This is a genomic window from Streptomyces sp. N35, from assembly GCF_016464295.1.
In the GTDB taxonomy this organism is placed as follows: domain Bacteria; phylum Actinomycetota; class Actinomycetes; order Streptomycetales; family Streptomycetaceae; genus Streptomyces.
The window spans coordinates 1-12,261 of record NZ_JAEIMH010000013.1; the positions used below are offsets into that span (position 1 = coordinate 1).

13 protein-coding genes are annotated in these 12,261 nt (G+C 71.1%); 5 read left to right on the forward strand and 8 right to left on the reverse strand.

Features of this window, described 5'->3' with window-relative positions; translation table 11 throughout:
- Positions 1 to 63: 63 nt before the first annotated feature.
- On the reverse strand, positions 64 to 1,188 hold the full coding sequence (locus tag JAO81_RS09855) for a DUF4190 domain-containing protein (RefSeq protein ID WP_199547412.1): 1,125 nt from the start codon (positions 1,186 to 1,188) through the stop codon (positions 64 to 66).
- A 207-nt stretch (positions 1,189 to 1,395) separates the two neighbouring features.
- On the opposite strand from JAO81_RS09855, the gene JAO81_RS09860 reads away from it, so the two are divergent.
- From JAO81_RS09860 to JAO81_RS09870, 3 genes are all read left to right on the forward strand, one after another.
- Entirely contained in the window at positions 1,396 to 2,427 is a 1,032-nt protein-coding gene (locus tag JAO81_RS09860) for an adenosine deaminase (RefSeq protein ID WP_307813261.1), read from the forward strand.
- Positions 2,428 to 2,475: 48 nt separating this feature from the next.
- Positions 2,476 to 3,672, forward strand: coding sequence for a hypothetical protein (locus tag JAO81_RS09865; protein WP_199547414.1), 1,197 nt, complete (start codon positions 2,476 to 2,478; stop codon positions 3,670 to 3,672).
- Between the two features lie 171 nt (positions 3,673 to 3,843).
- Positions 3,844 to 5,019: a serine hydrolase gene (locus JAO81_RS09870; RefSeq protein ID WP_199547415.1), complete on the forward strand. Its 1,176-nt coding sequence runs from the start codon at positions 3,844 to 3,846 to the stop codon at positions 5,017 to 5,019.
- Here JAO81_RS09870 and JAO81_RS09875 read toward each other — a convergent pair.
- The 4 genes from JAO81_RS09875 to JAO81_RS09890 all read right to left on the reverse strand — a co-directional run bounded on the left by JAO81_RS09875 (position 5,009) and on the right by JAO81_RS09890 (position 7,639).
- Positions 5,009 to 5,338, reverse strand: a complete 330-nt coding sequence (locus tag JAO81_RS09875) for a hypothetical protein (protein WP_199547416.1) — start codon at positions 5,336 to 5,338, stop codon at positions 5,009 to 5,011. The genes JAO81_RS09870 and JAO81_RS09875 overlap by 11 nt on opposite strands.
- Positions 5,335 to 6,243 (reverse strand): phytanoyl-CoA dioxygenase family protein, encoded by a 909-nt coding sequence (locus tag JAO81_RS09880; protein ID WP_233415141.1) that lies wholly within the window; start codon positions 6,241 to 6,243, stop codon positions 5,335 to 5,337. Before JAO81_RS09880 ends, JAO81_RS09875 begins: the two co-directional genes overlap by 4 nt.
- A gap of 78 nt (positions 6,244 to 6,321) precedes the next feature.
- Complete coding sequence (locus JAO81_RS09885; protein ID WP_199547417.1) at positions 6,322 to 7,095, reverse strand: helix-turn-helix transcriptional regulator; 774 nt, start codon at positions 7,093 to 7,095, stop codon at positions 6,322 to 6,324.
- 16 nt (positions 7,096 to 7,111) lie between these two features.
- Positions 7,112 to 7,639, reverse strand: a complete 528-nt coding sequence (locus JAO81_RS09890) for a hypothetical protein (RefSeq protein ID WP_199547418.1) — start codon at positions 7,637 to 7,639, stop codon at positions 7,112 to 7,114.
- A gap of 134 nt (positions 7,640 to 7,773) precedes the next feature.
- On the opposite strand from JAO81_RS09890, the gene JAO81_RS09895 reads away from it, so the two are divergent.
- Positions 7,774 to 8,295: a hypothetical protein gene (locus JAO81_RS09895; protein WP_199547419.1), complete on the forward strand. Its 522-nt coding sequence runs from the start codon at positions 7,774 to 7,776 to the stop codon at positions 8,293 to 8,295.
- A 61-nt stretch (positions 8,296 to 8,356) separates the two neighbouring features.
- Here the strand turns inward: JAO81_RS09895 and JAO81_RS09900 are convergent, their stop codons facing one another.
- The 3 genes from JAO81_RS09900 to JAO81_RS09910 form a co-directional block, all read right to left on the reverse strand.
- Positions 8,357 to 9,547, reverse strand: a complete 1,191-nt coding sequence (locus tag JAO81_RS09900) for a spermidine/putrescine ABC transporter substrate-binding protein (protein WP_307813264.1) — start codon at positions 9,545 to 9,547, stop codon at positions 8,357 to 8,359.
- Positions 9,548 to 9,637: 90 nt separating this feature from the next.
- Positions 9,638 to 10,795 carry a histidine kinase dimerization/phospho-acceptor domain-containing protein gene (locus JAO81_RS09905; protein ID WP_199547420.1) on the reverse strand — a complete coding sequence of 386 codons (1,158 nt, stop codon included), beginning with the start codon at positions 10,793 to 10,795 and terminating at the stop codon, positions 9,638 to 9,640.
- Positions 10,792 to 11,445 (reverse strand): response regulator transcription factor, encoded by a 654-nt coding sequence (locus JAO81_RS09910; RefSeq protein ID WP_199547421.1) that lies wholly within the window; start codon positions 11,443 to 11,445, stop codon positions 10,792 to 10,794. Before JAO81_RS09910 ends, JAO81_RS09905 begins: the two co-directional genes overlap by 4 nt.
- Before the next feature lie 165 nt (positions 11,446 to 11,610).
- Between JAO81_RS09910 and JAO81_RS09915 the strand changes: the two genes are divergently transcribed.
- On the forward strand, positions 11,611 to 12,207 hold the full coding sequence (locus tag JAO81_RS09915; RefSeq protein ID WP_199547422.1) for a hypothetical protein: 597 nt from the start codon (positions 11,611 to 11,613) through the stop codon (positions 12,205 to 12,207).
- Positions 12,208 to 12,261: the final 54 nt, after the last annotated feature.

The window sequence follows — 12,261 nt, forward strand, 5'->3', positions numbered from 1 at the left end:
GGGGGCGTCAGCCCCCGGAACACCCCACCGCCGCGGAGCGGCGGAGCAGCTCAGCCGGCACGGCTACAGCACCCTCTCCGCGAGGAACTCCTCGGCGTGAATGCGGGAGCCGAAGTCGTACGGGTCGTCGTCGTACGGGTCGTTGTTGTTGACGACGAAGATGATCAGGAAGAGCACCGCGACCGCCGTACCCACGCAGCCGCAGATGAGCCCGGCCAGCGCCTGACCGCCGTTGTTCGCCTCGCCCTTGCGGGCCTTTCCGCGGCCGATCGCGCCGAAGATGATCGCGAGGATGCCGACGATGATCGCGACGGGCCACAGACAGAAGAGGACGGTGGCGATGATCCCGAGTACCAGGGACGCGGTGCCCATGCCATTACTCGCGGGCAGCGGCATATGGGGCCAGCCGTAGCCGGGTTGGCCTCCATAGGGGCCCGGCCCGTAGTACGGCGCGCCCTGCTGGGGTCCGTAACCGGGGTAGCCGTAGCCCGGGCCGGGGCCCTCGGGCCCGATGGGCGGGGGCGGGACGGCGCCTTCCGGGCCGCCCGCTGTGTACGGGGAGCCGGGGGTCGGTCCGCCCGGGTTCTGCCAGGGGTTGGCGGGGGCGCCGTAGGCCGGGGCCTGAGGTGCGCCGGGTCCGGGCACGCCCGGACCGGCCGCCGGGCGGTCGAGGCCGTACGGGGTCGTGCTGCCCGGGCCGTCCTCGGCCGGGGGTGCCCAGATGTCGCGCTCGGGGAGGGCGTCCCGGGGAGCGGCCGATGCGGGCGGTGCGGTGTGCGGAGCAGGCGGCTCGGTGTGAGCGGCGGGCGGTGCGGTGTGGGGCGCGGGCTTGCTCAGGGAGACCTCGGGGCGCGCCGGGGCGGGGAGTTCGGCGCTCGCGTCCAGGAGCGTCCCGCCGTCCTGCGGGCCGGGCGGGGTGGCGCCGATGGTCTCGGTCTCGGGGGCGGTGGAGGCGACAGCCCCGGCGGCCGCGGCAGCCTCCGCTCCACTGCCGGAGACACCGACGGTCTCCGCCTCGGAGGACGTCTCCACCTCGGACCCCGACAGCGTCCGAGCCCCCGGCTCCGGCTGCCTGGCACCGGAGTCGGAGTCGGAGTCACCCGTGTCCGGAACCGTCCGCTCCGCAGGGGGCGCCCACGGGTCCTGCCGCTCCCGCTCGCCGGGCGTCTGGTCTGCTTGCTCGGACATCGCCGTTCCCTTCACATCCGCACGTCACGCCATGCTACGGCGCCCACTCCTGGCGGTTTCCGCCCGCCCGATTCCGGGTGCACGGACCTTGCCCGTACGCCCACACCTACGATGATCCCGACGAGAATTCCCCAGAACCCTGCGGACCGCGTCGCCACAACACCGCAACCCCATCGCATCGCACCGCATCCGGAGGACGCCGTGACCGTGACGGATCTGACCCCCTTCATCGCCGGGCTGCCCAAGGCCGAACTGCATGTGCACCATGTCGGCTCGGCCTCGCCCCGCATCGTCGCGGACCTTGCCGCCCGCCACCCGGACTCGAAGGTGCCCACCGACCCCGAGGCACTCGCGGACTTCTTCACGTTCACGGACTTCGCCCACTTCATCGAGGTCTACCTCGCCGTCGTGGACCTGGTGCGCACCCCCGAGGACGTACGGCTGCTCACCTTCGAGGTGGCCCGTGACATGGCCCGCCAGAACATCCGCTACGCGGAGCTCACGGTCACCCCGTACAGCTCGGTACGCCGGGGCATCGACGAGCGCGCCTTCATGGAGGCGATCGAGGACGCGCGCAAGGCGGCAGAGTCCGAGTTCGGCACGATCCTGCGCTGGTGCTTCGACATCCCGGGCGAGGCCGGTCTGGAGTCCGCCGAAGTGACCGCCCGCCTCGCGACGGACGATGCGCTGCGCCCCGAGGGCCTGGTCTCGTTCGGTCTCGGGGGTCCCGAAATCGGCGTACCGCGCCCGCAGTTCAAGCCGTACTTCGACCGTGCGCTCGCCGCCGGTCTGCACTCGGTCCCGCACGCGGGCGAGACCACGGGCCCGGGCACCATCTGGGACGCCCTCAACGAGCTCGGCGCCGAACGCATCGGCCACGGCACCAGCTCCACCCAGGACCAGGACCTCCTCAAGCACCTGGCCGAGCACCGCATCCCGCTCGAGGTCTGCCCGACGTCCAACATCGCCACGCGTGCGGTGACCACGCTCGACGAGCACCCCATCAAGGAGATGGCCGAGGCGGGCGTGCTGGTCACCATCAACTCCGACGACCCGCCGATGTTCGGCACGGACCTCAACTCCGAGTACGCGGTGGCGGCCCGGCTGCTCGGCCTCGACGAACGGGGCATCGCGGAGCTGGCCAAGAACGCGGTGGAGGCCTCGTTCCTCGACCCGGAGGGCAAGCACCGCATCGCCACGGAGATCGACACCTACACGGAGCGGTGGCTCGCCCCCTGATCCGCCGAACTCTGGTGCAGGGGCGGGTGGTTGAGAGAGGCTCTCCCCATGCGGGGACGGGGAATCGGCCATCGACTGTTCTGCCTGCTCGTCCTGACCGGACTGGCGTTGCTCGCCGCTTGCGGCTCCGCACCGGAAGCGCAGCCCGGCCCCACCGTGTCGAAACCCGTGTCGAAGTCACCCGGCTGCGCCGACCAGCCGGAGCTCACCGGAGACGGCCATCTCGGCTGGACCGGCCGAACGGGCCGGTTCCAGCTGACGATGCGTGGGAGCGACTGCCCGGAGGACGGTGCGGCAGAGCTCTTCCTCTCCTTCGTGTACGGCGTCACTCCTGATACCGCGAAGGTGGAGTTCCGCGTCGGGAAGGGTTCCGACTGGGAGTCTCTGCCGGTGCACCTCGAGGACCCGGGCGAGTCCGACCGCGCGAGGAGCTCCAAGATCCCGATCACGTTCGCGCCGGGCGAGACCAGGGCCTACGACTTCCGTATCACCCTGAACGAACCGCCGGAAGATGTCCGTGCCCTGGGCATCGGCGCCACGCTGGCCGCGAAGTCCGGTGCCGGGCAGGCGGGGGATTCGACCATCGCGCTCGAGTACCGGACCGGGCAGAGCGTCGAGGTGACCGCGCCGGCGTCCATCACACCAGGAGCCGGCTGGATCGAATTCCAGGTCGAGGTCAGCAACGCGGAGGCGGAACGGCGAGTCCGGCTCGACTTCGAAGACAGCGCAATAGGCCAGGCCTACGGGGCCAGGCACGAGGGCACCTCGGCAGTGGAGTTCGAACAGTTCCGCTCCGGACGGTGGGAGGCAATGCCCGGGAACCCTCCTGCCTCAGCCGACTTTTCGCTGCCCAAGGGGGCAGACGTACAGCTCCGGTTTCGGATGCAGAGCCGCAGGAGCGGCAGCAACGACTCACACTTCGGGGTGGCGGCGGCACTGAGGCCGGCCGGAGAGACTCCCTCGGCGGCAACCACGCTCGCCTTCGACGGCAAGGCCATCGAGCGGATCGAGCCGACGCTGAGCGTGACGCCGTCGAAGCCGTTCCGTATGAAGTCCGGCGCCTGGGGCGAGCTCCGCTTCACGGTCGAGAACCGGACCGGCGTGCCGTATCCGCCGATGCATGTGGAGTTCTCGATGCTTCCGGACCCCCCGCTCGGACGGATGGAGTACCGGGCGGAGGACTCCGACGAGTGGATCGAACTGCCCACCACCGAGTACTGGGCGGAACGTGCCGCGCACCCCTAGGGCTCACCCCTGAGAACTCCGGTACGCCCGCCACCTCCCACCTCAGGGTCCCCCCAGGGACCGCACCCTCCGCAGCGATGATCCGCCGCGGTCGCATGATCAGCAGGATGAGAGCCGTCACCAAGTGGTGCACCGACTCGGGTGCGCCAACGGCCTCTTGGAGCTACCAGCATGCGTGCTTCCCTGCGTACGACCGTCGCCGCCGCCCTCGTCCTCGGCCTCGCCGCCGGTGGCGCCCTCGCCTCTCCGGCCTTCGCCGACGGCCGGCCCGCGGCCGACACCGCCGCCGCCACCCCCACCGCCACGCAGTCCAGCGGTCCGGATGTCGAGGCGCTGGAGACCGCGCTGCGGGGCCTGCCCGACCAGCAGGCCACGGCGGCGCTGATACGGGTCGGCGGCAACGGCACCTGGCACGGCGTCGCGGGCGTGAGCAATCTGAAGACCGGCGCACCGGCCAGAGACAACGTCCGCTTCCGCGCCGGCTCGACCACGAAGATCGTGACCGCGGCGCTGACCCTGCGGCTGGTCGCCGACGGCAGCCTCGACCTGGACGGCACGGTGCAGGAATACCTGCCGGGCCTGCTGCCCGCGGACACCTTCGAGCCCATCACCGTACGGCAGTTGCTCAACTACACCAGCGGTCTGAAGCCGGGCGCCGCCCTCGGCGAGACGGACGAGGAGCTGTACGCGAACCGCTTCGAGACGCTGACGCCCCAGGAGGTCGTCGCGGCTTCCGTGGCGGCGGGCCCGCTGCACAAGCCGGGTGCGTACCAGCGGTACTCCAACATCCACTACACGGTGCTCGGCCTGATCATCGAGAAGGTCACCGGCGACACGTTCGCCCAGCAGGCGGCCCAGCGGATCTTCCGCCCGCTCGGCATGCGCGACTCGTACTTCCCGGGCTCCGACCCCAGGATCCGCGGCCCGCACCACCGCGGATACCAGGAGCTGAACGGCGAACTCGTCGACGTCACCGAGTGGAACGTCACCGACCGCTTCGCCGCCGGCGACATGATCTCCTCGGCCAGGGACCTGGAGCGGTTCATGGTGGCCCTGTTCCGCGGCCGGGTCGTGCCGGAGCCGCAGCTGACGGAGATGTTCACGCGGCCGACGGTGAACGACATCGAGACGGGCGAACCGGCGACCATGGCGGCCGGGCTGGAGCGGTACAAGATCAACGGCAAGGTGGTCTGGGGCAAGACCGGCGCGCGCCCTGGCTTCCACACGGTCATCGCCGCGACCCCGGACCTCTCCCGCACGGTCGTCTACTCGGTCAACGCCACCGACGCCCACCAGGACGGCGGCCCCCTGGCGATGCGCTTCGCCTTCCCGGCGTTCAACCGGTGACGGAGCCGTTCCCGGCCGCGCTCATGTCGGCCAGCTGCTCGAACACGAACTCGTGCTTCAGGAACGAGACATCGTATTCACCGCCCGGATACGGCGGGATCAGCTGGGCGGCCTGGATCAGGCGCCAGCCGTCGAGGAGCGCCGCCACCCCCGTTTCGTACGGCGGTTCGTCGCTGTCGCCCGTGGTCGGGGAGGTGCGGCCGGTCCCGTCGTACCGTGACCAGCCCACGACCGGGGAGTCGAGGGCCGAGTTGGAGAGGTAGAGGACCAGCACCCGCTGCCGCAGCACGGGAACGGGGGGCGTCGTATCGAGGGTCATGCGGCGTCCTCCTCGGAGCGGGCGGGGGCGGGGGCCGGGGCCGGGGCAGCGGCCGGGTTCTCCGCAGCAGGCCTCCCCGCAGCGGGCCGGTTGGTCACACGCGTGACCCAAGGGTCGACGAGGTCGAAGGCGGCGTCCCCGGTCAACTCGCGCCACAGCAGCACCCGGTTGTACCGCTCCAGGCGGCCCGCCGCCTGCTCGTACCAGGGGAAGTGGGCGTCGAGTTCGGTCCGCACCTGCGGGTCGTGCAGGTCCGCGGTGTCCCACAGGAGCCGCTGCCGTACCCGGGGAGCGAAGCGGATCTTGAACATGTAGCGGACGGTGTCGCTGTCGTTGCGCCGGCCCCCGTGCCACAGCCCGTGGTGCAGGAACACCACCGTGCCCGCCGGGCAGACGAGGCGGTCCTGGCCGCGCAGGTTCTGATAGCGGCCGGTGTCGGTCTCGTTGGTCCGCCGCAGATGGCTGCCCGGCACGCTGAGGGTGCCGCCCATCTCCAGGGTCACTTCCTGCGGGTAGTACATGAGCTGGACGTCGAAGGCGTCCGGCCGCACGTCGATGACGGCGTCCGCGTGCAGCGGCTGGGCCTCGCCTCCGTGCGCCTCGCGGATGTGCACGGCGTGGTGGTCGATGACCGGCTCCCCGCCCACCAGGCTGTGCAACGCCCCTGCGACCTGCGGCAGTCCGAGCAGCCGCCGAGCGAACGACCCTGGTGCGTACGCCTGGGAGACCGGCGTTCCGTACGGCACGGGCGCCATGCCCCGCGCGAGCACACGCAGCGCCTCGGCGTTCATCTCCTCCGGTACCACCGCGTCGAGCCGCAGCGACCCGCGCGCCACGAACCGCGCCATCTGCACCGAACCGAGCAGTGTCCCGCGCGGTTTCTTCGTCACCTCGGTTTCCGTCATGACCCACACGCTAGGAGCGGTCGTACGGGGAGTGGGTGGGTCGCGTTCACCATCCGGTGGTCGATTCTCACCCTCGCGCTACGCGCCCCTGATGGTCCGCGGCGAAGCCCCGAGCTCGCGGCGGCAGGCCTTGTTGAACGCCTGGAGGTCCGGGATGCCGACCGTGGCGGCGATCGCGGGGATGGACAGGGTGCTGGCCCGCAGCAGATGCCGGGCCCGCTCCATCCGCCGGGCCCGGACATAGGCGACCACCGTCTGCCCGGTGGCCGTACGGAACAGGCGAGTCAGATGGTTGTGGGAGACGCCGGCCTCCTTCGCGATCTCGGACACGGCCAGCGGCTGCGCGAGCCGCTGCTCGATCAGCGCCACCGCGGCGGCCACCGCGGGATGCGGGACCCGGGCCCCGCGGCCCTGCGGCGGGGCGAGCCCGGCCACCCGCCACAGCGCGGCCCACCCCTCGGCCACCGCCCCACCCCGCGTCTGCGGCCACCCGGCCAGCGCCTGCCGCACCTGCCCGTCGAGCACGGCGGCCTGGGCGCCCGCATGCTGCACGGCCAGCACGTCCCGCGGGTCACCGCCCGCGCCGAGACGCAGATGGACGTAGAGGTGTTCGGAGCGGCCGCGGTAGCGGTAGCGGACCGGCGTGCCGGGCGGCACGAGGCTGACGGAGCCGGGGCGCAGGACGTGCCCGGTGCCGCCCACGGTCAAGTCGGCGGTGTAGTCGTAGAGATGGAACTGCCACAGATCGGGCAGCAGGAAATCGTCCACCTGCCCGTCCGTACCGTGCACTCCGACCCCGATCGCCACCGGCTCGGGCGGCTCGTCGAGCCGGACAGCAACCGTCTGGACCACGCCCCGCTCCTCTCGCTCAGCCCGCCACAGCCGCCGCGGGGCGGTAGGCCCCGGTCAGCGTCTCGAGCCGCTTGATCCGCCGCCACACCACGTACAACGGAATCACCCCGAACACCCCGAAGGCCATATCGATCACCGACCACCAGAAGGGAATCCCCCGGATCGGCCCGCAGATCAGCGCCAGCGGAATGATCCCGGCGCAGGCGATCATCCCGAACTCGATCACCCAGATGTTGCGCACGGGATCGCGGTACGGCCCGTAGAACGCCACGGCGATGACGAGGTGGGCGAAGGCCAGCCAGTCGGTGCCGTAGAGCAGGAAGGGGTAGTCCGCGTCGGCCGTGTCCAGGCCCTGCCTGACCCGCTCTGTCCACTCCATGAGGGCGGGCAGGTGGTCGCCGACGGACAGCCACCTCAACAGGTCCTCGGCCCAGCGCAGTTCATGCACCAGCGGGAAGGCCGTGGCCCCGCTCAGCACCAGACACACGACGAAGAAGACCAGCCACGCACGGATGCCCTTCAGGAGGGCGGCTCGCTCGCTCATGGCAGGAGCGTACGCCCTCGTTGAACACGTTCAAAAATGGGGTCCCGACTTCTCGGCCCGCGGGTGGACTCAGTTGTAAAAGGGCGAGCCTGTCGAACCGCACCGGGCGCGACGCCCGCGCTTAGGGTGCGCCCATGGCCGAAGGCAGCACACCGCGAGCGGAGACGTATGAGCATGCCGATGCGCTGCGTGAACGGCTCAAGGAACGTATCTACGCTTCGATTTCCCTGCTCGCCGTACTGGTCGCCCTCGCACAGGGCGGCCATGCCACGCACTGGGCGGTGGTGGCGTCCGTCGGCGTCACCGCCGTGAGCCTGTGGCTGGCCACGCTGATCGCGGATCTGCAGTCCCTCCCGGTGGCCCACGGCAGGCTCCCCGAACTCGCCGAGATCCGGCACATGTTGTTCACCAGCAGCCCGCTCCTCACCACCGCCGTCGGCCCGCTCCTGATGACCGGACTGTCCGCGGTGGGACTGATGGGCGTGACCACGGCGCTGTGGATCTCGGTGGGCAGTGAGCTCGCGACCCTCGCGGCGTGGGGGTTCGCGGGCGCACGGCGCATCGGCGCGGGACTGCTCGGCGGCCTGGTCATCGCCGGCCTGAACGCCGCTCTCGGCCTCGCCGTGGTCGGCGTGAAACTGCTCGCCGCCCACTGAGGAGTCCGCCCCTCGCCGACCCTCAGGGGTCCGTCCCCCGACGCCCCTGAGGACTCCGTCCTCAGAGCCCCACGATCCCGTTCCACCTCTTCGCCAGCTCCGGCCGCTCCTCGGGCGTGATGTCACGGGCGATCGCAAGGCGGGAACGCATCGCGTCGTCGGGGAAGATGAGCGGGTCCTCGGCGAGGGCCGCCGTCTCTTCGTCCTTGGAGTTCGCGAGGACGTCGCGGGCCGCCGGGACCGGGCAGACGTAGTTGACCCACGCGGCGAGTTCGGCCGCGACCTCCGGGTCGTAGTAGTGGTCGACGAGGAGTTCCGCGTTGGCCTTGTGCCGGGCCAGGTTGGGGATCATCAGGGATTCCGACCAGAGTTCGGCGCCCTCCTCGGGGATGAGGAACTCGATCTCCGGCTTGTCCGCCTGGAGCTGGATCACATCGCCCGAGTAGGCCTGGCAGGCGAGGACGTCGCCGCTCTCCAGGTCCTTGAGGTAGTCGTTGCCGGTGAAGCGCCGGATGTGGCGCGAGTCGACGAGCTTCTCGACGCGGTCGCAGACGTTGTGGAAGTCGTCGGCCCTCCAGCGCGTGATGTCCACGCCTTCGCCCTGCATGAGCAGCGCGAACGCCTCGTCCAGGCCGGACAGAAGAGTGACCTTGCCCTTCAGGTCGTCCGCCCACAGGTCGGAGACCGAGCGCAGCTCGCGGCCGAGGGCCTTGCGGTTGTACGCGATGCCGGTGATGCCCGACTGCCAGGGAACGGTCGACTTGCGGCCCCGGTCGAAATGCGGGTCGCGCAGCAGCGGGTCGAGGTACTTGGTGACGTTGGGCTGGCGCGAGCGGTCCATCTCCTGGACCCAGCCGAGCCGTACGAAACGGGCGCACATCCAGTCGCTGATCACGATCAGATCGCGGCCGGTCTCCTGCCCGTTGATCAGGGACGGGCTGATCTTGCCGAAGAACTCGTCGTTGTCGTTGATCTCCTCGGTGTAGCGCACGGAGATCCCGGTGCGCTCCTCGAAGGCCGCCAGCGTCGGGCGGAGCGACTCGTCCTCGTCATCGGTGTCGATGTACAGCGGCCAGTTGGCGAAGGTCAGTCTCCTCTCGCGCGCCGAGCGGTCGGACGCGGCCCGGTCCTCGGGGCCGATGTACGCGGCCTGCACTCCGCATCCGGCCAGCGCCCCCAGGGCCCCGCCACCGCCGAGGGCTCGCAGCAGGTTACGGCGGGACAGCGGGCTGACGCTTCGGTTCGTACGCACCCCCGCAGCTTCTCCCGGCCGGTGAGCCCGGGCAATGGACGGGGCGTCGAGCGGTGGGCTTCTTACCCGACACCCTGTCCAGCGGCGGCCTCATGACGAGACCGCGGGAAGGTTCACCTCGACGTCCAGACCGCCATCGGCGCGCGGCCACGCGGGGGCCTCTCCCCCCTGTGCCGAGGGCACCGCGGGGACGATGGGCAGGCCGGGGCCCTGGCCGCTGTCGGTGCCGCGCACCCCGTCGGGACCGAGGCGGCGGAACGGCTGGAACAGGCCGGCGACCTGATCGGCCCGGATCACCGGACCGCTGTTGGAGATCCGCAGGGTGGGGCGGCCGTCCCGCAGGCCGGTGCTCAGGCTGACCCAACTGCCGTCCGGACCAGGAGTGTTATGGCGTACGGCGTTGTCCCGGAGGTTGGTGACGAGGCGCTCCAGGAGCTGGGCGTCGCCCAGGACCGGTGCCGCGTCGAGCCGGGACTCCACCCGCAGGCCGTCGCCCGTGGGCAGCAGCCCCTGCGTCAACAGGGCCAGATCCACGTACTCCTCACGCTGCAGCCCGCGCTGGCTGCGCGCCAGGGTGAGCAGGGCGTCGATGAGGCGCTCCTGCTGCTGCCCGGTCGAGCGGACCCGGCCGAGCGCGTCGCGCAGGGTTTCCTGGTCCGCGCCGGGGTCCGAGAGCGTGATGTCGATGACGGCCTGCTGCAGGGTGAGCGGGGTGCGCAGCTCGTGCGAGGCGTTGGCGACGAACTGGCGCTGGGCCGCGAAGGAGTCCTCGAGGCGGGCGAGCAGATCGTCGAAGGTGTCGGCGAGGGCCTTGAGTTCGTCGTCCGGACCGCGCACCGCGAGCCGCTCGTGCAGGTTGTCCGCGGAGATACGGCGGGCGCCCGCGGTCATGGTGCGCAGGGGCGAGAGCACCCGTCCGGCCACCAGCCAGCCGAGCAGCAGGGACGCCGCGGCCATGACGGCGAGGGCGAAGGCCGACTGGACGAGCAGATCGTCGAGCTGGTCGTCGCGGGCGCCCGCCACCTCTTTCTCGACGACCTTGTGCAGCCCCTTCTCGTCGGCCGGGAGACCTTCGAGCATCTTCGGCATCTGGACCGAGGTGTGCATCGCGTCGGCGGCCGAGGCCTGCGAGACCAGGACATACGTGATGGCGAGCAGCAGCGTGCCCGCGACGATGAACAGGCCGCTGTAGAGCAGGGTCAGCCGCCAGCGGATGGTGCGCGGGAACGCGCCCCGTACAGATCTCACAGCCGGTACCCCGCCCGCTCGACCGTCTCGATCACCTGCGGTTCGCCGAGCTTGCGGCGCAGCCGGCTGACCGTGACCTTCACGGTCTGGCTGAACGGGTCCGCCGCCTCGTCCCAGGCCCGTTCGAGGAGCTCCTCGGCGGAGACGACGGCTCCCTGCGCACCCATCAAGAGCTCCAGTACGGCGAACTCCTTGGGGCTGAGCGCCAGTTCCCTGCCCTGTCGGCTCGCGGTGCGCCGGGCCGGATCGAGCCGCAGCTCGCCGCGGATGAGGACCGGCGGGAGCGCGGGCTGGGCGCGGCGGGCCAAGGCGCGGATCCGGGCGACGAGTTCGGCGAACGCGAAGGGCTTGGCCAGATAGTCGTCGGCCCCGAGCGCGAGCCCCTCCACCCGGTCGGCGATCCGCCCGGACGCGGTGAGCATCAGGACGCGGGCCCGGCTGCCGCCCCGGACCAGCGCGGCACACACCTCGTCGCCGTGCAGTGCGGGCAGGTCACGGTCGAGGACGACCACGTCGTACCCGTTGACCTCGGCCCGCTCAAGGGCGGTGAGCCCGTCGAAGGCGAGGTCGACCGCGATGCCTTCGCGGCGCAGTCCCCCGGCGACCGTCTCGGCCAGCTCCATATGGTCGTCGACCACCAGCACGCGCATGTCCGCAGTGTCGCGGTGGGGCGGTTACGGGGGCGTAAGTGAGGAGCGCGTAAGGAACTGCTGGTCAGCGCCGGGGCGTTGGCACTGTTTCCGTGCCGTAACCGGCCGCGGGGTCTGCTGGGTGCGTCACCACCCGAAGCCCACCCGCTCCTCCAGGAGGACCCCATGGATACGCCGCCCGCACCGCCCATGCCGCAGCACCCGCCGAATCCGCCCGAGGTTCCGGCACGCTCCAGGACACGGCGGTTGGTCGCGGCCGGCGCGCTGCTGTCGGCGCTGGCGCTCGGCACCGTCTTCTCCGTGCAGGCCATGGCGTCCGACGGCTCCGACACCCCGCCGGGATACGAACGCCCGAACCCGCCCGCGAAGGACGAGGAGCACGGGTCCGGTTTCAAGATGGTGATGGTGCTCAAGAGCGGCGACGTCGACAAGGTGAAGCAGGGCGCCGCGGACTTCTCGGAGTGCATGCGCGAGAACGGCGTGAAGGACTTCCCCGAGTTCACGGTCTCGGCTGCCGAGGACGGCGGCGTACGGCTCGAACTGGACGGCACCGGAAAGCAGTTCGACCCGCACTCGAAGGCGCACAAGAAGGCGCACGCGGCCTGCGCACCGATCATGGAGAAGGCGGGCGCACCCCTGCCGGACGAGCCCGCACCTCCGCGCAAGCCGGGCGGACCGGGCAAGCACGACATGCACAAGGGCCCCATGCTGCATGAGCAGCCGCACGACGACGGAAGGCCCGGCACCGAGGAGAGTGCCTGACGCCGAAGGGCGGCCCCGCACCCGGCGGGACCGCCCTTCACGTCAGTGCCCGGG